13 protein-coding genes and 1 pseudogene are annotated in these 20,306 nt (G+C 70.3%); 9 read left to right on the top strand and 5 right to left on the bottom strand.

Annotation, left to right across the window (positions count from 1 at the left end):
* Nucleotides 1–371: 371 nt before the first annotated feature.
* Together QE412_RS14600 and QE412_RS14595 are read right to left on the bottom strand one after the other, a co-directional pair.
* Nucleotides 372–1,418: an NAD(P)-dependent alcohol dehydrogenase gene (locus QE412_RS14600; protein WP_307485371.1), complete on the bottom strand. Its 1,047-nt coding sequence runs from the start codon at nt 1,416–1,418 to the stop codon at nt 372–374.
* 177 nt (nt 1,419–1,595) lie between these two features.
* Nucleotides 1,596–5,150 (bottom strand): glycoside hydrolase, encoded by a 3,555-nt coding sequence (locus QE412_RS14595; protein WP_307485366.1) that lies wholly within the window; start codon nt 5,148–5,150, stop codon nt 1,596–1,598.
* A gap of 179 nt (nt 5,151–5,329) precedes the next feature.
* On the opposite strand from QE412_RS14595, the gene QE412_RS14590 reads away from it, so the two are divergent.
* The gene (locus QE412_RS14590) at nt 5,330–5,905 is read left to right on the top strand and encodes a hypothetical protein (protein ID WP_307485364.1); all 576 of its coding nucleotides are present in this window, start codon (nt 5,330–5,332) and stop codon (nt 5,903–5,905) included.
* Nucleotides 5,906–5,973: 68 nt separating this feature from the next.
* On the opposite strand, the gene QE412_RS14585 is transcribed toward QE412_RS14590, so the two are convergent.
* Nucleotides 5,974–7,017, bottom strand: coding sequence for a LacI family DNA-binding transcriptional regulator (locus QE412_RS14585; RefSeq protein WP_307485361.1), 1,044 nt, complete (start codon nt 7,015–7,017; stop codon nt 5,974–5,976).
* Between the two features lie 111 nt (nt 7,018–7,128).
* On the opposite strand from QE412_RS14585, the gene QE412_RS14580 reads away from it, so the two are divergent.
* The 6 genes from QE412_RS14580 (at nt 7,129) to QE412_RS14555 (ending at nt 15,562) form a co-directional block, all read left to right on the top strand.
* Nucleotides 7,129–8,052 carry a carbohydrate ABC transporter permease gene (locus tag QE412_RS14580; RefSeq protein ID WP_307485359.1) on the top strand — a complete coding sequence of 308 codons (924 nt, stop codon included), beginning with the start codon at nt 7,129–7,131 and terminating at the stop codon, nt 8,050–8,052.
* A gap of 116 nt (nt 8,053–8,168) precedes the next feature.
* Nucleotides 8,169–8,978, top strand: a complete 810-nt coding sequence (locus tag QE412_RS14575; protein WP_373426577.1) for a carbohydrate ABC transporter permease — start codon at nt 8,169–8,171, stop codon at nt 8,976–8,978.
* Nucleotides 8,979–9,045: 67 nt separating this feature from the next.
* A complete protein-coding gene (locus QE412_RS14570) occupies nt 9,046–10,398 on the top strand; it encodes an ABC transporter substrate-binding protein (RefSeq protein WP_307485354.1) in 1,353 nt (450 codons plus the stop codon).
* Between the two features lie 68 nt (nt 10,399–10,466).
* A complete protein-coding gene (gene arfA, locus QE412_RS14565; protein WP_307485350.1) occupies nt 10,467–11,984 on the top strand; it encodes an arabinosylfuranosidase ArfA in 1,518 nt (505 codons plus the stop codon).
* 14 nt (nt 11,985–11,998) lie between these two features.
* The gene (locus tag QE412_RS14560) at nt 11,999–13,720 is read left to right on the top strand and encodes a glycoside hydrolase family 35 protein (RefSeq protein WP_307485346.1); all 1,722 of its coding nucleotides are present in this window, start codon (nt 11,999–12,001) and stop codon (nt 13,718–13,720) included.
* A 180-nt stretch (nt 13,721–13,900) separates the two neighbouring features.
* Nucleotides 13,901–15,562, top strand: a complete 1,662-nt coding sequence (locus tag QE412_RS14555) for a sensor histidine kinase (protein ID WP_307485336.1) — start codon at nt 13,901–13,903, stop codon at nt 15,560–15,562.
* Nucleotides 15,563–15,633: 71 nt separating this feature from the next.
* Here QE412_RS14555 and QE412_RS14550 read toward each other — a convergent pair whose 3' ends face one another.
* Entirely contained in the window at nt 15,634–16,599 is a 966-nt protein-coding gene (locus tag QE412_RS14550; protein WP_307485334.1) for a LacI family DNA-binding transcriptional regulator, read from the bottom strand.
* Between the two features lie 48 nt (nt 16,600–16,647).
* Here QE412_RS14550 and galT point away from each other — a divergent pair.
* Together galT and galK are read left to right on the top strand one after the other, a co-directional pair.
* Nucleotides 16,648–17,824, top strand: a pseudogene (galT, locus tag QE412_RS14545) (galactose-1-phosphate uridylyltransferase).
* Nucleotides 17,821–18,972, top strand: coding sequence for a galactokinase (gene galK, locus QE412_RS14540; RefSeq protein WP_307485331.1), 1,152 nt, complete (start codon nt 17,821–17,823; stop codon nt 18,970–18,972). Before galT ends, galK begins: the two are co-directional and overlap by 4 nt.
* Before the next feature lie 333 nt (nt 18,973–19,305).
* Here galK and QE412_RS14535 read toward each other — a convergent pair whose 3' ends face one another.
* Nucleotides 19,306–20,250, bottom strand: a complete 945-nt coding sequence (locus QE412_RS14535; RefSeq protein ID WP_307487236.1) for a DNA-methyltransferase — start codon at nt 20,248–20,250, stop codon at nt 19,306–19,308.
* Between the last annotated feature and the right edge of the window lie 56 nt (nt 20,251–20,306).

Here is a 20,306-nt window from a genome sequence, read left to right as displayed (position 1 = left end):
TGAGGCGGATCGGGTGGGTCGGATGGGTTGGGCCGTCACGCGGACTCGGTGGCAACACGTCGGCATCCGGGGCCTGTGAGCCGGCGTGTCACCGGCGAACTCCGCAAGACGGGCCAGGGCCTGCGGCGAATCGGGGGCGGGCGGGCCCGGGTGTGGGACGGGGCGGCCCGCGCCCGGGGCGCACGTATAAACGGCATCCGCGCGCATAAACACGAGGACAGCGCGTTTATGCGCGTGAATCGCGTTTATGCCGGGGAGTGACGCACGCCCCGCCCACGCCACGCCACACCCAGCCCACACCCCGCCCACGCCCCGCGCACACGACATGGCCCCGGCGCTCGGGAGAATGCCGGGGCCGGTGCAACCGCGGGTCAGGCCGGGGCGAAGGTCTTCGCGTCGATGACGAAGCGGTAGCGCACGTCGCTGTTGAGCACGCGCTCGTACGCCTCGTTGATCTTGTCGGCCGAGATCAGCTCGGTCTCGGGCGCGATGCCGTGCTCGGCGCAGAAGTCGAGCATCTCCTGGGTCTCCTGGATGCCGCCGATGCCGGAGCCTGCGAACGAGCGGCGGTTCGCGAACAGCGTGAACACCTCGATGGGCAACGGCTCGGGCGGGGCGCCGACGTTGACCATCGTGCCGTTGCGGGCGAGCAGGCCCAGGTACTGCTTGAGCTCGAGCGGGGCGCTGACGGTGTTGACGATGAGGTCGAACGTGTTCTTGAGCTTCGAGAAGGTCTCTTCGTCCTTCGTGGCGTAGTAGTGGTCGGCGCCCATCTTCAGGCCGTCGTCCTTCTTACTGAGCGTCTGCGACAGGACCGTCACCTCAGCGCCCATGGCGTGCGCGATCTTCACGGCCATGTGACCGAGACCGCCGAGGCCGACCACCGCGACCTTCTTACCGGGACCGGCGTTCCAGTGGTGCAGCGGCGAGTAGGTGGTGATGCCGGCGCACAGCAGCGGGGCGGCCTTGTCGTAGGGGATCGCCTCGGGAACGCGCAGCACGAAGTCCTCGTCGACGACGACCTTCTCGCTGTACCCGCCCTGCGTGATGGTGCCGTCGACGTCTTTCGCACCGTAGGTGCCGATGTTGCCCTTCAGGCAGTACTGCTCCTCGCCCGCCTGGCAGTTCTCGCACTCGCGGCACGAGTTGACCATGCAGCCGACGCCGACACGGTCGCCGACCTTGTGCTTCGTCACATCCGAGCCGACCTCGGCGACCGTTCCGACGATCTCGTGGCCGACGGTCAGGGGGTAGGGCACCTCGCCCCACTCGCCGCGGATGGTGTGGATGTCGGAGTGGCAGATGCCGGCGTAGGCGATGTCGATGAGGACGTCCTTCGGGCCGACCTCGCGGCGCTCGATGGTCGTGGGCTCGAGGGGGGAGGTCGCGGAGGACGCCGCGTAGGCATTGACGTGCATGGGTCTCCTCAGGAGGGTCGATGCGGATGCATCCATCCTCCCCCTGCCCGAGCGGGAAGGAGCGGGCTTGCACGGATGTGCGGGAGATGCCAGCGAAGACTTCGGCCGTCTCCGACGGGGTCGGGGCGCGCGTCGCGATGTGCGGTCCGCCGCGCTTCGGCAGCGGACCGCACAGGCTCACACCCGGGCCCGCCGCCGGGTGAGCACGACCAGGATCCCGCCGAGTGCCAGCAGCAGCGCGGCCGCACCGATGGGGACGATCATGCCCGTCACGTCCTGACCGGTGGATGCCAGGTTCCCGCGGTCAGAGCCCCGTCCCTGACCCGAGTCGGCGCCACCGCCGGACTGATCCGGACCTCCGGGCCGATTCGGCTCACCCGGGGTCCCCGGCTCACCCGGGGTCCCCGGCTCACCCGGGGTCCCCGGTTCGCCCGGCGCCGCGAGGGTCACAACGACCGTGTATACGCGCACCGTCCCGTCGGGAGCCGTGACCCGGACGGTGCCGGTGCCCGCGGCATCCTGGGGCTGCGTGATCTCGACGGCCGCGTCCTCGTCGACCGGGAGCGCGTACACCCGCGCAAGCGTGTCGCCCTCGAGCGCCACGGCGTACTCCGTGCTCGCCGGGTCGAAGTCGGCGACCGCGGCGTCGCCCACGGTCAGCCGCGCCAGGTCGGCGACACCGGCCGGCGCCGGCGCATCGGCGAGGATCTCGACCTCAGACACGATCATGTGCTGGTTCTCGCGCGCGGTGAGAACGACCCGCACCTCGTCGGCCCGCGCACCGTCGATCGGCACCTCGACCCGCGGCGCCCCCTGCGACGGCGTCGGCACCGTCACCGGCTCGCCCGCGATCCAGGCGCCTGCATCGAGGCGGTGGTCCACTCGCAGCGTGTCGGCCCAGCTCGGGCCACCGTCTCGGAAGAACTGCACCGCGACGCCGCGTACAGCCTCGGGTGCGGCGAGGGCGTAGGTGAGCGTGTCCTCGGCGTTCTTGGCATCCGGTCGCCAGTTCGACCAGCCCTTGTCGGACGTGCCGCCGTTGATCGTGCGCTCCACGCCGTAGCCGCTCTCGGTGTAACTGGCCGCGGGCGTGCTGTCGGGGGCGACGTTGCGGGCGACGGCGGCGGTGACGATGACGGCCAGTCGCGCGTCCAGTCCCCCCTCGGTCGTACCGGCCACCTCGACGGTGCCGGGCTCGGCGAAGGCCGCGTCGTCGATGTCGTTCCACGACCACGTGACCGGTACGGCATATCCCGCGCCCGAGGGGCGCAGCTCGGCGAGCACGGTGTCGTCGGCCTGGGCCTGCACCGCGGCGAGCGCGATCCCGGCGACGACGGTGACCGAGCGCGGCCGGGTGGCCGTGAACGTGCCCACCTCGACCTGAGCGGTGGCCGCGACGGTGGCGCCGAACACGTCGGCCGCTGTTCCCGGCACGGTCACCGTTCCCGCCGTGCCGACGTCGATGCCGTCGGTGTTCCACGCGACGGGCGCCGCACGGCCCACGCCGCCGGCGTAGCGCACGGTCACGGTGTCGGGCAGGACGGGTGCCGTTCCCACCGCCGTCGCGACCGAGACCGGATCGACCCCGACGGCGGTCGTGCTCACCAGGCGCCAGGTCTGGTTGCCGGCCCCGTTCGAGGTCCACAGTCCCACGCCCGCCCCGGCGTCGCGGCTCTCTCCGCCCACGTCGAGCACGCGCTCAGCGGCGACGTTCAGCACCGAGTACGTCGAGCCGTCGAGGGTCGAGGCCATCCACTGGGTCGCGGGGTCGTCCGCCGCGGCGGCGGCGTTCGTCTCGACGAGGGCGGTGCCGCCGTCTCTCGAGGCGAGGAACAGCCCGTCGCCGTTCTCGAGTGTGAAGCGGTGGCGGTTCGTGCCCGCGCCGTCGATGGTGCGCACGGTCCACCCCTGGGCCCGCGCGGCCCCGGGGGTGGTGGCATCCGCCTCGATCGTCAGGTCGGTGTCGCCGTTCAGCGCGAGGCCGCTCTGCACGCCGACGAGTTGCACCGTGTCACCGTCGCGGAACGCGGGGGCGTCGGCGGCGACGCCCGAGACGCCCTCGACCTCGAACGTGACGACGGACTTCGCGGGGATCGTGAGCCGGGCGACTCCGGATGCCGCATCCACCGCGACCGGTTCGCCGGCGCGCAGCGCGTTGACGGTGGGCTCTTCGGCGGTCGATTGGGTCGTGACGATCGGGGTGACCGTGGCACCCTCGGCGATCTCGCCGAAACGGCTGAGGTCGACGTCGACGATCTGCTCGGTATCGCCGGCATTGACGTGCACGATCGACGCGCCCTGCCCGTCGGCGTCGATCGCCGCGGTCGAGTTCGCATCGTTCGTCGCCATGAGCCGGTCACCCGGCTGGATGTAGTGCGTGAAGTTGCGCACGGTGTTGAACTTCTCGTTCGTCAGCACCTGGCAGCTCGGGTCGGCGTCGCCGTCGGCGATGCGGCGCTCCGAGAGCCCGTCGGCGTTGCAGTCGAAGTCGATGAAGACGCTGCCCCAGTTGAGGCGCTCGACCTTCTCCATGTTGTAGAGGTCTTCGACCGGCTGCCAGAACACCCAGGCCTCGGGCTCGAGCTCGCGCAGATCGCCGACGATGTGCGAGGCCATGCCGAGGCCGTTCTCGATGTCGTTCGTGACGAACCCGCGGCTGGTGTCGGTCCAGTTCCCCTCGACTTCGCTCATCCACAGGGGCTTGTCGGCGGCCTTGGCGATGTCGCGGACCACGGGGCGTCCGCCGGTGCCGTAGGTGTGCACGTTGAGCTGGTCGACCGCGTCCCTGGCGGCGTCGGACCAGGTGTTCCAGTTTCGGGCGAAGATGCCCGGGTTCGTCTCGTCCATGGCCGAGATCACGGCATCCGTCGTCGTGTCGTCGCGATCGAGGCGTGCGGAGAGGGCTCGGATCATCTCGTCCTGACGCTCGGGACCGACGTGCGCGCCCTCCTGCCGACCGCCCGACGGCCACTGCTGCCCGTCCTCGATGCGCGTCGACCAGTAGTTCGTGTTCGGCTCGTTGAACGGGTCGATCGTGTCGAAACGGATGCCGTGCGCCTTCTCGAGCTCGTCGACCACCGTCACCAGATACCCGGCGAACTTCTCCATGTCGGCCGAGGCGAGCTGCTCGCTCGTGGCGTCGTTGATGCCGCCCGAGACGAAGCCGCTGTCGGTGAGGAAGTACGGCGGGGAGTTGCTGAAGGCCTCCCAGTGCGTGACCTTGTCGGTGAGCGCGTCGAGCCACCATCTCTGGGCGGAGTCGGCGGCGAAGTCGTAGTGCGCCGGGTCGTCGGGATTCCACGCGTCGCGGTAGCGATCGCGGTCGGCGTACGTCGAGGTGATCTCGCCGTCGGCGTCGGTGGCGGGAAGGTCGGGGTTCCAGAAACCCGGCACCGCTCCCCCCGCACGCAGGTACGGCGGCACGTCGGTGGCGTTGCCGCCGCCGACGTTGTAGCGGGCGATGTTGAGGTTCAGCCCCTCGTCGCCGAAGACGGCGTCGAAGAGCTTCTGCCGTACGTCGGCGGGGTAGTTGCCGGTGGCGTTGGCGAACCACACCAGGCTCGTTCCCCATCCTTCGAAGGCCGCGGTGGCCGACGCGGGATTGGGCGTGATGCGCACGGCCTCCGGGGCGTCGGCCGCGCGTGCCGGCGGGGGCGCGGCGGCCGCCCCGGCGGTCAGTGCACCGGCGACGAGGGCCGCGGCGCAGGCGAAGGACAGGACACGAGACGTCATCGTCGTTTCCGTTCCGGCCGCTCCGGTGCGGCCTGTGGGGGGATGTTGACGTCAACATGTCGACGTCGACAGTGAGCCTAAGCGACCCGCCGCGCCGCGCGCAACGCTTCCTCGCCCCGACGAACGCGGCTCGACCGCCCCGTTCCGCGCGAACGGGGCGGCGCCGCAAAGGTGACACCGTGCCCGTTCCCGCCCTCCGCGCCGCGCGCGCGTGCGCCATTCTCGCGGTCGCCGCGGCGGCTCTGCTGGGCCTCACGGCCTGCGTTGCGGATGCCGCGCCCACGAACGGCGCGAACCCGACCGCCGACGCGTCGCCCACGCCCGCACCGAGCTCGACCCCGACTCCGTCGACCGACCCCCGCGCGACCGCACCCGCCGCCGCCCGCGTGGCCCCGACGTGCGACAACATCCTCGACCCGGCATCCGGCACGACCGTGGGGGAGGTCGTCCTCCCCGACGGGGCGGCGGCGACCCCGACCGTCCCCGTGCTCGCGCAGGGCCCGAACTGCGCCACCGACGGCGGCACGGGAGACTTCTACGCCTGGTCCCCGGCCTCGCGATCGGACTGGGACGCCCTCGTCGCGGAGTTCACCGCCGACAGCGCCTGGTTCGCCGAGGACGGCCCGCGCGGCACGTACCTGACCTACGAGATCGACGTGCGCTACGGGCAGACGTTCCTGTTCACCGGCGATGCCGTGATCCTCGCACCCACCAAGGCCGCGACCGACGTCGTGATCGGCCCGCCGATCGCCTGAGCCGCGCACCGCAGACGCCCTCGCCCGACGCGGCGGGGCCTCGCGCCGACGCGGGCGGGCGAACCGCCTCAGCCCCGCGGGCCGGAGCTCGCCCGCACCACGAGCGAAGTGGGCACGAGCGTGCGCGCGTGCTCGCCGCCGGTGCCCTCGATGTCGGCGATGAGCGCGCTCATCGCCTCTTCGCCCACCCGCTCGAAGCGCTGTCGCACCGTCGTGAGCGGGGGCCAGAAGTTCGCCGCCTCGGGCATGTCGTCGAAGCCGACGACGCTCACCTGGCCCGGCACGTCGCGACCGGCCTCGTGGAGGGCACGGATGACGCCGAGTGCCATCTGGTCGTTGGCGGCGAAGACCGCCGTGACGGCCGGATCGTTCGCGAGCGCGTCGCCGATACGATGCCCCGAGTCGGCGGTCCAGTCACCGATCTGCACCTCGGGGACGCGGCATCCACGGTCCTCCAGAGCGGCACGCCACGCATCGCGGCGACGCCCGGCGGCGAACGACTCGAGGGGTCCCGACACGTGCCACACCGTCTCGTGACCGAGGTCGAGCAGGTGTTCCGTCGCCAAGCGCGCCCCCTGCGCCTGATCGTTGTCGACCACCGCGTACGGGTAGTCCGCGCTGGAGTCGACGACGACCACGGGCAGCCCCGAGGGGATCGACAACTCGTTCTCGCCGAGCCGGTGCGTCTCGATCAGGATGACGATCCCGTCGACCGCGTGTTCGCGCAGACGCGAGAACGCCCCCGACACGTCGGACTGCGACGCGGACTGCACGGTGATGAGCGTGATGGAGTACCCGGATGCCGCAGCCATCGACGCCAGCGCGTCGAGCGTGCGCGTGTTGCCGTAGGAGCTCAACGAGAACATGATCACGCCGATGCTGCGGAAACGTCCGGAGCGCAGGGCACGGGCGGCGCTGTTCGGGCGGTAGCCGAGGGCGGCCATGGCGTCGAGCACGCGCTGACGCGTGTCGGGATCGACGTTGGTGCGGCCGTTGGCCACGCGCGAGACGGTCTGCCCCGAGACGCCGGCGGCCGCGGCCACGTCGGCCATCGAGACCTCGCGCCGTCTCCCGCGCGCCGGAATCACGGTCGACGTCGTCGTCTCGCTCATGGCTGCTCCCTTCGGGATGTTGACGTTGACACACTATCGGGGCGGCGGTATGTTTACGTCAACATCTCGACGACCCGGCCGAGATGCGCACCAATGATGAGGCACTGGACGATGACGACCACCGCGGCACCCCCGCCCGCGCTGCGCACTCCGCGGCGCAAACGGCGCGCACGAATCGATGACCGCGGCTGGCTGTTCGTCGCCCCGTTCGCCCTCGTCTTCGCGCTCGTCTTCCTGGCGCCCCTGGCGTACTCGATCTACCTGAGCCTCTTCCGCGACCAGCTCATCGGCGGTAACGCTTTCGTCGGGCTCTCCAACTACGTCACGGCCTTCAACGACCCGCAGTTCTGGGACGGCCTGATCCGCGTCGCGATCTTCCTCGTCGTGCAGGTGCCCATCATGCTGCTGCTCGCTCTGGCCGCAGCGCTCGCGATCGACAGCGCGCGCCTTCACGCCGCGGGCTTCTACCGCATCGTGATCTTCCTGCCCTACGCCGTGCCCGCCGTCGTGGCGGTGCTCATGTGGGGGTACATCTACGGCGATCAGTTCGGTCTCACCCGCAACCTGAACGACCTGCTCGGCGGAACCTTCGTGCAGCCCTTCGTGCCGGAGTGGATGCTCGTGTCGATCGGCAACATCGTCACGTGGCAGTTCGTGGGCTACAACATGCTGATCTTCTACTCCGCGCTGAAGACCATCCCCGGCGAGCTCTACGAAGCGGCATCCATCGACGGAGCCGGAGCCTGGCGCACCATCTTCTCGATCAAGATTCCCGCGGTGCGCGGCGCCATCGTCATCGCCACGATCTTCTCGATCATCGGCAGCTTCCAGCTCTTCAACGAGCCGAACATCCTCAAGCCCCTGGCTCCCAACACGATCTCGACGTACTTCACGCCGAACATGTACGCCTACAACCTGTCGTTCGCCGGCCAGCAGTACAACTACGCCGCCACGATCGCCATCATCATGGGCGTCATCACCGCCGTCATCGCCTACGTCGTGCAGCTGCGCGGCTCACGTCAGGAGGCGCGATGACCACCGCGACCGCACCCCGCACCGACACCGTCGCCGTGACGACCTCGCGCCCGCGCGCCCGCTTCGCCCACGCGTCTCCCACGCAGGGCAAGAAATCGGTCGTACTGAGCATCGTCATGGGCCTGTACCTGCTGTACACGCTCGTGCCGCTGGCCTGGCTCGTCATCAACGCCACCAAGACCCAGCCCGACCTTTTCACCACCTTCGGTCTCGGCCCCGGCAACAGCTTCGCGTTGTTCGACAACATCGCCCAGACCCTGACGTACCGCGACGGAATCTTCCTGCGCTGGCTCGGGAACACGCTGCTCTACGTCGTCGTCGGCGCCGGCGGGGCGACCCTGCTCGCGACCCTCGCGGGATACGGGTTGGCCAAGTACAACTTCCGCGGGCGCAAGGCGGTGTTCGCCGTCGTGCTCGGCGCGATCGCCGTCCCGGGTACGGCGCTCGCGGTGCCGACCTTCCTGCTGTTCAGCCAGCTGGGCCTCACCAACACCCCGTGGGCGATCATCATCCCCTCCCTCATCAGCCCCTTCGGCCTCTACCTCATCTGGGTGTACGCGACCGACGCCATCCCCACCGAACTGCTCGAGGCCGCGCGCATGGACGGTGCGGGCGAGTTCCGCACGTTCTTCACGATCTCGATCCGCCTGCTGACCCCCGGCATCGTCACCGTGCTGCTGTTCGCGGTGGTGGCGACGTGGAACAACTACTTCCTGCCGCTCATCATGCTGAGCGACCCGCAGTGGTACCCCCTCACGGTGGGCCTGAACCAGTGGAACGCGCAGGCGACCGGTGTTGCAGCGCAGCCCATCTACAACCTCGTGATCACCGGGGCGCTGCTGTCGATCATCCCGATCGTCGCCGCGTTCCTGCTGCTGCAGCGCTTCTGGCAGTCGGGCCTGAGCGCCGGCAGCGTCAAGCAGTGATCCGCTGACTCCCCTCCACCGGTGCGTCCTGCCCCGGAATCCACAACAACGAAGTGAAGGAATCCCGATGACATTCATCCGTAAGAGCACCGCCGCTCGGCGGGCCGTCTTCGCCGTGGCCGCCACCGCCCTGTCGGTGGGCGCGCTCACCGCGTGCTCGGGCGGCACCACCGGTGGCGGCGGCGCCGCCGGCTCGGCCGACGACATCGAGAAGGCCCTCGAGTCCGGCGGCGAGATCACGTACTGGTCGTGGACTCCCTCGGCCGAGGCGCAGGTCGCGGCGTTCCAGAAGAAGTACCCGAACGTCAAGGTGAACTACGTCAACGCGGGCACCAACAAGGACGAGTACGCCAAACTCCAGAACGCGATCAAGGCCGGTTCGGGCGCCCCCGACGTCGTGCAGATCGAGTACTACGCCTTCCCGCAGTTCGCCCTGTCGGACTCGCTGCTCGACCTGTCGTCGTACGGTTTCGCCGACCTCGAGGGCGACTACAGCTCCGGCACCTGGAACTCGGTCGACTTCGACGGCAGAATCTACGGTCTGCCGCAGGACTCCGGCCCCATGGCGCTGTTCTACAACAAGGCCGTGTTCGACCAGTTCGGCATCGCCGTCCCCACCACCTGGGACCAGTACTACGCCGCCGCGCAGAAGCTGCACGCGGCCGACCCGACCAAGTTCATCACCGCCGACACCGGCGACGCCGGCTTCACCACGAGCATGATCTGGCAGGCGGGCGGCACGCCGTTCACGACCTCGGGCACCGATGTCACGATCGACCTGCAGGACGACGGCTCGAAGACCTTCGCCGACAACTGGAACCGCCTCATCGAGGGCGGCCTGATCTCGGACACCCCGAGCTGGAGCGACGAGTGGTTCAAGGGCCTCGGTGACGGCTCGATCGCCTCGCTGGTCATCGGCGCGTGGATGCCGGGCGTGCTGGAGTCCTCGGTCCCCGACGGCGCCGGCAAGTGGGCTGTCGCTCCCATCCCGACCTACGACGGCAAGGCCGTCACGGCCGAGAACGGTGGCGGTGGCCAGGCCGTGACCAAGCAGAGCAAGAACCCCGCCCTCGCGGCCGGGTTCCTCAAGTGGCTGAACAACGACCCGGAGAGCTTGAAGATCTTCGCCGAGTCGGGCGGCTTCCCCTCGACCACCGCGCAGCTGAACGACCCGGCCTTCGTCGACCAGGCGTCGGACTACTTCGGTGGCCAGCAGATCAACCAGGTGCTCACGCAGGCGTCCAGCGAGGTGCGTGAGGGCTGGAGCTACCTGCCCTACCAGGTGTACGCGAACAGCATCTTCAACGACACCGTGGGCCAGGCCTACGCCACCAAGGGCGACCTGAACGCGGGCCTCACCGCGTGGCAGGACCAGCTCGTGCAGTACGGCAACGACCAGGGCTTCTCGGTCAACAAGTAAGCAGTTCCCGGGGCGGGTCGCGTGCGCCGCATGCGACCCGCCCCACCCGTTTCCGCGCCAGGAGAGCAATGACCACCCCCACCCGCATCACCGTCGACCGCGAAGCCGCCGGCGCCGAGGTGCCCCGCCGCCTGTTCGGCTCGTTCGTCGAGCACATGGGCCGTTGCGTGTACGACGGCATCCATTCCCCCGGTCACGAGACCGCCGACGCCGACGGCTTCCGCGCCGATGTGCTCGAGCTCGTGCGCGAGCTGGGCGCGACCGTCGTGCGCTACCCCGGCGGCAACTTCGTCTCGGGCTACCGCTGGGAGGACGGTGTCGGGCCCCGCGAGGAGCGTCCGGTGCGCCTGGATGCCGCGTGGCACAGCACCGAGACCAATCGGGTGGGCCTGCACGAGTTCGCGGACTGGGCGGATGCCGCCGGGTTCGAGGTCATGGAGGCGGTCAACCTCGGCACGCGTGGTGTGGCGGAGGCGGCCGACCTGCTCGAATACGCCAACCACCCCTCGGGCACCGCCCTGAGCGACCGGCGCCGCGCGAACGGGCGCGAGGAGCCCTTCGGCATCCGACTGTGGTGCCTCGGCAACGAGATGGACGGTCCGTGGCAGATCGGCCACAAGACCGCCGACGAGTACGGCCGTCTCGCCGCCGAGACCGCGCGCATGATGCGTTTCATCGATCCGAACGTCGAGCTCGTGGCCGCCGGCAGCTCCAATCACGAGATGCCGACCTTCGGCGAGTGGGAGCGTACGGTGCTGCGCCACACCGCCGGTCTCATCGACCACATCTCGGTGCACGCCTACTACGAGGAGGACCCGACCGACCCGGCCAGCTTCCTCGCCAGCGGGGCCGCGCTCGACCGCTACATCGCCGACGTGATCGACATCATCGACGAGGTCGGCGCGACGACCCCCGACGGCGGCACCATCGGCATCAGCGTCGACGAGTGGAACGTCTGGAACCAGACCCGCTGGAACGAGGTCGACAAGCCGCGCGTGTTCACCGGCGACTGGCCCGTCGCTCCCCGCCTCATCGAGGACGACTACACCGTCACCGACGCCGTGGTCGTCGGATCGCTCCTCATCACCCTCATCCGGCGCTCCGACCGCGTGTCGATGGCGAACCTCGCCCAGCTGGTGAACGTCATCGCGCCGATTCGCACCGAGCCCGGCGGCGGGCCGGCGTGGCGGCAGAGCACCTTCCACCCCTTCGCCCTCACCGCGCGCGCCGCGACGGGCCGCGTCGTGATCCCCCGCGTCGAAGGCGCGACGATCGACACCGCCCGCCACGGCGCGGTGGACGCGGTCGACACGGTCGCCACCGTCGACGGCGACGCCGTGTCGGTGTTCCTCGCGCACCGCGAGCTCGACGCCGCCACCGAGGTCGAGCTCGATCTCGGCGCGGTGACCGACGTCGAGGCCGTGGTCATCACCGTTCCCGCGGGCGGTGACCGCCACACCACCAACTCCGCCGACGCCGAGCCCGTCGCCCCCGCGACCCTCGACGTCCACGTCGGCGACGACGGCATCCTGCGTCTCACCCTCCCCGCCTTGGCCTGGGCGCGCGTGCGCGCGCGGCTGGCCTGACCTCGAAAGACACCGTGAGCACTTTCTCCATCGGCGAGACCGACTTCCTCCTCGACGACCAGCCATACCAGGTCATCTCGGGAACGCTGCACTACTTCCGCATCCACCCCGAGCACTGGGCCGACCGCATCCGCACGGCCAAGGCGATGGGCCTGAACACCATCGAGACCTACGTCGCGTGGAACGCCCACGAACCGGTGAAGGGCGAGTGGGATGCCACGGGCTGGAACGACCTCGGACGCTTCCTCGACCTGATCGCCGACGAGGGACTGCACGCGATCGTGCGCCCGGGGCCCTACATCTGCGCGGAGTGGCACAACGGCGGGCTGCCCGTGTGGCTGACCTCGACGCCGGGCATCGGCATCCGTCGCTCGGAGCCGCAGTTCGTCGCGGCCGTGTCGGAGTACCTGCGGCGCGTGTACGAGATCGTCGCGCCGCGGCAGATCGATCGCGGGGGCAACGTCGTGCTCGTGCAGATCGAGAACGAGTACGGCGCCTACGGCTCCGACAAGGAGTATCTGCGCGAGCTCGTGCGGGTGACGAAGGATGCCGGCATCACGGTGCCGCTGACCACCGTCGACCAACCCATGCCGTGGATGCTCGAGGCGGGGAGCCTGCCCGAGCTGCACCTCACCGGCTCGTTCGGCTCCCGTTCGGAGGAGCGCCTCGCGACCCTCCGCGAGCACCAGCCCACGGGCCCGCTCATGTGCAGCGAGTTCTGGGACGGCTGGTTCGACTGGTGGGGCAGCATCCACCACACGACCGACCCCGCCGCCTCCGCGCATGATCTCGACGTGCTGCTCGCGGCCGGGGCGTCGGTGAACATCTACATGGTCCACGGCGGCACGAACTTCGGCACGACCAACGGCGCGAACGACAAGGGCCGGTTCGACCCGATCGTCACGTCTTACGACTACGACGCGCCCATCGACGAGTGCGGGCACCCGACGGCGAAGTTCCACGCGTTCCGCGACGTGATCGCGAAGTACACCGCGGTTCCCGAGCTGGTTCCCACGCCGCGCCCCTCCGCGCCGGCGTTCGAGGTGGCCCTGACGGGCGAGGGCGAATGGATGCCGGCATCCACCGCCTCCGCCGTCACCGATGATCCGTCGACCTTCGAGGATCTCGGACACCTCGGCGCCCTCGTGCGCTATGACGTGGAGCTGCCGGCCTTCGAGGGCCGCGCCGCCCTCGTCTTCGGCGAGGTGCGCGACCTGGCCTGGGTCCACGTCGACGGCGCACCGGTGGGTCGTCTGTCGCGGACTCTTCACGAACGTGCCCTGAGCATCCCCTCGGGTGCGCGGCTGACGGTGCTCGTGGAGGACCAGGGACGGGTCAACTACGCGGACCGCCTCGGCGAGGCGAAGGGCCTCATCGGCGAGGTGACCCTGAACGGGGAACCGCTCACGGGCTGGTCGGCGACCGCGATCGACCTCGCCTCCGCCGTCGGCGTCGGCGAGGGAGCAACCGGTCGCGCACTGCTGCGGGGATCGTTTTCCCTCGACGCCCCGGTCGATCTGTTCCTCGACACCTCCTCCTGGGGCAAAGGCTTCGCTTTCGTGAACGGCTTCTTCCTGGGCCGGTACTGGAACAACGTGCCGCAGAACACGCTCTACGTACCCGCGCCCGCCACGCGCGCGGGCGCCAACGAGATCGTCGTCCTCGAGCTGGAGCACGCGGTCGCCGCGGTCGCCCGCTTCGTGGCCGCGCCCTCGCTGGGACAGCTCGAGGAGTAGGCGACTCCGGATCAGAGGAGAGCAGGCCGATCCCTTCGGGGGTCGGCCTGCTCTCATCTGATCCGCCTGCTGACGTGTAAGCGAAGAAAGGCCGCGAATTCGTCTCACCGGCCGCATTCCGCAGTATTTTCGGAGAGCGCGAATCGAAGGGCGCAGGAAAGACCAAGAAAGGGATCAGCGGTGCCGCTGTTCGAAACAAGGGCGAACGCACGCGGACGCATACGCGTCTTCGCGAGAGCGCAGCTCCCCTTTCTTCTGGCCGTCCTTTTCGTCGTGGGGGTCGTCGGTCTCGCCGAACCGTCGACGCTGTCGTTCGGAATCGTCACGGCCGGGCTTCTCCTCACCGTGATCGCCACGCTCGCCGCCCTCCTGGTGCCGTGGGAGCGCCTTCCGTTGCCGTGGACCATGAGCGTCGCGATCCTCGACCTGCTCGCGGTGGCACTGCTACGCGCAGCACTCCTGCCGTTCGTCCCCGCCGTGGCGATCCTCGCGATCTTCCCGGTTCTGTGGCTCTCGTACCGATTCCGCTGGTACGGCATGGTGGTGGCGGTCTTCGGGGCGGTGTTCATCACCTCCTTCCGTTTCGCCTACGCCGGAGCGTGGCCGGCGACCGCGCTCGAGTGGGCCAACGTGTTCGTCCTGCCCACGGTCATCGTGGGCGTCGCCGTCGTCGTCTTCCTCGCGGCCAGCAATCTGCGGCTGAAGTCCCTGCACCTGTCGCAGGCCAACCGCGCACAGGCCGACGCCCTCGCGGAGGCCCGGGATGCCGAGTCCCTGGCGCTGGGCATCGTGAACACCGTGAGCGCCGGGGTGGCCTTCTACGATGCGGCGGGGCGACTGCGCATCGCCAACTCCCGCGCGCACCGCTTCGCGGAGCTCGGCGGTTTCCGCCTGGACGCGCAGCCCTACGCCGGAGAAGAGGTGCTCCGCACGGACCGGACGAGCACCGTCCCCCACGACGACCAGGTCATCCCCCGCGCCCTCGCGGGCGAAACCGTGAGCGATCAGTTCCAGTGGTGGGGACCGGCGGAGTCGCAGGTCGCGGTGCTCGCCTCCTCGAGCCGGGTCCGTCGCAGCGAGGGCGACATACTCGGAACCGTCATCGTCATCCACGACGTCACCGAGCTCGCCGAGGCGATCGAGGTGCGCGAGCAGTTCCTGCGCACCGTCTCGCATGAACTGCGCACGCCCCTCACGAGCGTCACGGGCTTCCTGGAGTTGATCGAGGACGCGATCGCCCCCGGGGACGACAAGCTGCGGCAGTACATCGACATCGCGACCCGTCGAGCCGACGATCTCGCCCGACGCTTCCGTGATCTCTTCGCCGCCGGCGAGAGCGAGAAGACGGTGCAGCGGGATGCCGTCGACCTCGACGATCTCGTCCGCACCGCGGTCGATGCCGTCGCCTCCCTCGCCGCGACGCACGGCCACACCATCGAGACGGTGTCCGCTCCGTCACCGCCGGCGTTCGTCGATCGTTCGCAGTTGCTGGTCGCCGTCACCGAACTGCTCACGAACGCGGTGAAGTTCGGCATCCCGTGCGCCCCCATCACCCTCGTCTCCGGCGTGCACGACGGACGGGCCCAGATCTCGGTCACCGACGGAGGACCCGGGCTCGACAAGGCCGAGCAACGTCGCGCCTTCGACCGGTTCTATCGCGGGCCGTCCGCGCGCTCCCGGCAGATCCAGGGATTCGGGCTCGGTCTGACCACCGTGCGCGCGATCGCCGTCGCCCACGGCGGCACCGTGCGCATCGACAGCGTCCCCGGGGCACGAACGACGGTGGCGCTCGACCTGCCCGCGCATCTGCCGGAAGCCGCGGACCACACTCTCGGCACGTAGCCGCGTCGCAGCGATGCACTCCGGCGCCCCCTGCCTCGCGGAGCGGACGGAACGGCTCGCCGACAGGGGCGTCAGCTCGGGACGCTGCTCGCACGGACGACGAGACGGGTCGGCACCGCCTCGACGGACGGGGCGTTGCCCTCGATCGCGGAGATGAGGGCCGCGACCGCGCGTGCACCGAGCACATCGAAGTCCTGCCGCACGGTCGTCAGCGGCGGGCGGTACTCGGCGGCATCCACGATGTCGTCGAAACCCACCACGGCGACGTCTTCGGGGATACGGCGCCCCGCGTCGGCGAAGGCACGCAGGGCACCGAGGGCCATCTGATCGTTCGCGACGAAGACAGCGGACGCGCTCTGCAGAGCGTCCGCGGCACGGTGGCCGGATGCCGAGGTCCAGTCGCCGCGAACGGGTGCGGGCGCCTCGATCCCGGCGTCGGCGAGAGCCTCTCGCCAGCCGCGCTCGCGTTCGGCCGCGGCGAAAGAGCCCACGGGGCCCGCCAGGTGGTGGACGTGTTCGTGACCGAGCGACAGCAGGTGCGCCGTCGCCGCTCGAGCTCCGCCGGCGTGATCGGTCTGGACGATCGAGAAGCGCGCATCGGGGCGGGAGTCGACGACCACGAGGTGCAGATCGGCGGGGGGCGCGACATCGCGCGCGAGCTCGGTGGCCTCGTTCAGGACTACGGCACCGTCGACTCCCTGGGAGCGCAGGCGCGCGAAGGCGTCGCGGATGCCGCGCTCGCCCACCGTCACGACCGCCAACGCGTAGTCGCCCGCAGCGGCGGCCTCGGAGATGGCCTGCAGCATGCGGGAGTTGCCGACCGAGGCGAGGGTCGACACGACGAGACCGATGGTGGAGGTCTGCCCGGTACGCAGGGCGCGCGCGGCGCGGTGCATGCGGTAGCCGAGGTCGGCCATCGCCTGCTCGACGCGAGCCCGGGTGCCGGGGTCGACCCGCGGGCTGCCGTTCGCCACGCGCGACACCGTCTGCGCCGACACTCCGGCCCGCTCGGCCACGTCGGCCATCGATACACGCATATTGCTCCTCGTGTTGACGATATCACGGGCGCCCGCTAGCGTGTTATCGTGAACACGGACAGCCTCACCGCCGAGCCCCTGGGAGCCGGTGTCGTCAAGCGGCCGACGCGCCTCGCCGACGGCCGCGAGCTCATCTACTTCGACGACCCGGGCACCGCGCTCGGCGCCGAACGGGCCGTCGACGCCCGCACCCTCGACCCGCGCCCGACGACCGCGACGATGCGGCAGGACGTGCTGACCGGCGACTGGATCACCGTGGCATCCAATCGTCAGAACCGTGCGTTCCTTCCTCCCGCGCACCTCGACCCGCTGTCGCCGCAGACGCCGACGAATCCGTCGGAGATCCCGTCCCTGTACGACGTCGCGGTCTTCGAGAACAAGTCGCCGTCGTTCGGTCCGGCCCTCGACGTCGCGACCTCCGACGCCCCCGCCGCCGTCGACCCTCCGCAGAGCGACGACGACCTCGAGCACCTCGGCCTCGGTCGCACCCGCACCTCCGTCGGGCGCTGCGAGGTCGTGTGCTTCAGCCCGGCGCACGAGGGGTCGTTCGGGTCGCTCTCCCGCACCCGCGCACGCACCGTCATCGAAGCGTGGGCCGATCGCACGGCGGCGCTGTCGGCTCTGCCCGGCATCCGTCAGGTGTTCCCGTTCGAGAACCGCGGGCAGGAGATCGGCGTCACTCTCCCTCACCCGCACGGCCAGATCTACGCCTACCCGTACGTGACCCCGCGCACGCACCGCCTGCTCGACACGATCTCGCGCACCTCGAACGACCTGTTCGCCCGCATCCTGGCATTCGAGTCGGCCGGTGAGCGCGTGGTGCTCCGCGGCGAGCACTGGACGGCCTTCGTGCCGTTCGCTGCGCGCTGGCCCGTCGAGGTGCACGTGCTGCCCCACCGTCACGTCGCCGACCTCGCCCGAGACGACCGACGCCGAGCGCGACGAGCTCGCGCCGTTCTACCTGCGGCTGCTGCGCGGCATCGACGCACTGTATGACACCCCCACCCCCTATATCGCGGCGTGGCATCAGGCCCCGGTCGATCGCGCTCGGGATGCCGTGCGCCTGAATCTGCAGATCACCTCGCCCCGTCGTGCCGCCGACAAGCTCAAGTACCTCGCCGGAAGCGAGGCCGCCATGGGCGCCTGGATCGGCGACGTGACCCCCGAGTCGCAGGCCGAGCGCCTGCGCGCCGCCCTCGACACCGTTCCGGAGGTGACGGCATGACCGCCGTCGACGACGCCCGCGCCCTGCTCGCCGCTCCCGCCGTGGGGGTGTGGTCGGCCCCGGGTCGCGCCAACCTCATCGGCGAGCACACCGACTACAACGAAGGGTTCGTGTTCCCCTTCGCGATCGCGCAGCGCACCGCCGCCGCCGTCGCCGTCCGCTCCGACGACGTCATCCGCGTGCGCTCGACCTTCGCCCCCGACGCGGTCGAGGTGCCGCTCGCCGAGCTCGACGCCCGCATCGCGGCCGAAGGCCTCGACTGGGCGGGATACCCGCTCGGAGTCGCCTGGGCCCTCCTCCGGGAGGCTCCGGATGCCACGCCTCGCGGCGTCGACATCGCCCTGGCGTCGGAGGTCCCGGTGGGGGCAGGGCTGTCGTCGTCCGCCGCGATCGAGGGAGCCGTGGCATCCGCCCTCAACGACGTGTGGAACGCCGGCCTCGACAAGATCGCCCTGGCCCGCGTCGGCCGGATCGCCGAGAACGACGCCGTGGGTGCACCGACCGGGATCATGGACCAGATGGCGTCGATGCTGGGCGTCGCGGACGCTGCGACCTTCCTCGACTGCCGCACGCTCGAGACGCGACCGGTCACCCTGGGCTTCACGCCTGCGGGCCTGGCGATCCTCGTCGTCGACACGCTCGTCGAGCACGCGCACTCGACCGGTGGGTATCGCGAGCGGCGCGAGGCGTGCGAGCGGGGGGCCGCCGCCTTCGGCGTGCCGTCGCTGCGCGACCTCACGGTCGACGACCTCGCGCGCGCCGAAGAGATCCTGGATGACGTGACCTTCCGCCGCGTGCGCCACGTCGTGACCGAGAACCAGCGCGTGCTCGACACGGTGGCCGCCCTCGAGGCCGACGGGCCGCGCGCCATCGGCGACCTTCTCGTCGCCTCGCACGCCTCGATGCGCGACGACTTCGAGATCTCGGTCCCCGAGCTCGATCTCGCCGTCGAGACGACGCTCGCCGCGGGCGCGCTCGGCGCACGCATGACGGGCGGCGGGTTCGGCGGAGCGGCGATCGCGCTGATCCCCACCGACCTCGTGCCCACGGCGACCGACGCCGTGCGCGCCGCGTTCGCGGCATCCCGGTTCCGCACCCCGAACGTCTTCACGGTGGCACCGTCGGAGGGCGCGCGGCGCGACGCGTGACGGGGCGGTGGGGCGCGGCGCGGGCGCGGCGGTGCGGCGCGGCGCGGTGCGGCGATGCGGGACGCGGGATATGGGCGGGCGAATTCGCCGGCATAAACGCTTCCCGCATGCATAAACGCGCTGTCCCCGCGTTTCCGCGCGCCAAACGCGTTTATGCGTGCGACGACGCCCGGCAGCGGACACCTGGACTCAGCGCCTGAAGAGGCCCCGCCCCCCGCATCGGCGAGACCGAACCCGCGGCGCCCCGTCTCCCGATTTGGGGCGCGAGGTTCCGTTCGGGGCGCGAAAAAGCGCGCCCCAAACGCCGGAACGCGCCCCAAACCAGGCACCGCCTCAACGCGCGAACGCCTCCAGACGCTTGTGCATCACGGCCACGGCATCCGCGTTGTCGTCGATCAGCACGCTGTGCCGGCCCAGCGGGGCGGCGACCGCACCGAGCGTGCCACTGCCCGCGAACATGTCGAGCACGCGATCACCGGGCCGACTCGACGCCTGCACCATGCGCCGCAGCACACCTTCGGGCTTCTGCGTCGGATAGCCGGTCTTCTCGCGGCCCGTGGTCGGCACGATCGTGTGCCACCAGACGTCGGTGGGCATCTTGCCGCGCGCCGCCTTCTCGGCCGTCACCAGCCCCGGCGCCATGTACGGCTCGCGGTCGACGGCGTCGGAATCGAAGAAGTACGTCGACGGGTTCTTCACGTACACGAGGATCGTCTCGTGCTTGGTGGGCCAGCGGCGCTTGGTCTTCGCGCCGTAGTCGTACGCCCAGATCAGCTCGTTCAAGAACTTGTCGCGCCCGAACAGCGCGTCGCACATGACCTTGGCGTAGTGCACCTCGCGGTAGTCGAGATGCAGATACAGCGTGCCGTCGTCGGCCAGGAGCCGCCATGCCTCGATGAGACGGGGCTCGAGGAAGCCCCAGTAGTCGTCGAACCGGTCGTCGTAGGTGCGCAGGTCACCTCGCAGCCGCGAGTATTCGCGCCCGTGGAACCCGCGCTGCACCACCGGCGCGGGCTCGGGCGCGGTGTCGGGCTCATCGTCGGGGAACACGAGCATCGACGGATCGTGCGCGAGCGCGGCAGGGGACTCCACGACGGGCGTTTCGACGACGGGCACGGATGCCAGCGCCTCGGCATCCACGGCATCCGGGGTCTCATCGGCGGGCGCCGTCCACGTCGCCGACTCCACCGCCTTGGAGCGCGTGCGGCCGGTGTTGAACGGCGGGTCGAGGTAGACGAGTGCGAAGGACCCGTCCGGGAAGGCCGGGGTGACCGACATGTTGTCGGCGTGGTGGATCTCGACGCTGCCCTGGTCGAGCACGCCGGCGAGGGTCT

It is taken from the genome of Microbacterium trichothecenolyticum (assembly GCF_030818955.1).
Lineage (GTDB): Bacteria > Actinomycetota > Actinomycetes > Actinomycetales > Microbacteriaceae > Microbacterium > Microbacterium trichothecenolyticum_B.
Note: the sequence above shows the minus strand (reverse complement) of the source record. Positions and strands in the feature narration are given on the sequence as shown.

Excerpts from the sequence above, each read along its gene's own strand:
- QE412_RS14535 (WP_307487236.1), bottom strand. The coding sequence starts at position 20,250 with ATGTCGGTCACCCCGGCCTTCCCGGACGGGTCCTTCGCACTCGTCTAC.
- QE412_RS14570 (WP_307485354.1), top strand. The coding sequence starts at position 9,046 with ATGACATTCATCCGTAAGAGCACCGCCGCTCGGCGGGCCGTCTTCGCC.
- QE412_RS14580 (WP_307485359.1), top strand. The coding sequence starts at position 7,129 with ATGACGACCACCGCGGCACCCCCGCCCGCGCTGCGCACTCCGCGGCGC.
- QE412_RS14595 (WP_307485366.1), bottom strand. The coding sequence starts at position 5,150 with ATGACGTCTCGTGTCCTGTCCTTCGCCTGCGCCGCGGCCCTCGTCGCC.
- QE412_RS14575 (WP_373426577.1), top strand. The coding sequence starts at position 8,169 with ATGGGCCTGTACCTGCTGTACACGCTCGTGCCGCTGGCCTGGCTCGTC.
- QE412_RS14600 (WP_307485371.1), bottom strand. The coding sequence starts at position 1,418 with ATGCACGTCAATGCCTACGCGGCGTCCTCCGCGACCTCCCCCCTCGAG.
- QE412_RS14550 (WP_307485334.1), bottom strand. The coding sequence starts at position 16,599 with ATGCGTGTATCGATGGCCGACGTGGCCGAGCGGGCCGGAGTGTCGGCG.
- QE412_RS14585 (WP_307485361.1), bottom strand. The coding sequence starts at position 7,017 with ATGAGCGAGACGACGACGTCGACCGTGATTCCGGCGCGCGGGAGACGG.
- galK (WP_307485331.1), top strand. The coding sequence starts at position 17,821 with ATGACCGCCGTCGACGACGCCCGCGCCCTGCTCGCCGCTCCCGCCGTG.
- arfA (WP_307485350.1), top strand. The coding sequence starts at position 10,467 with ATGACCACCCCCACCCGCATCACCGTCGACCGCGAAGCCGCCGGCGCC.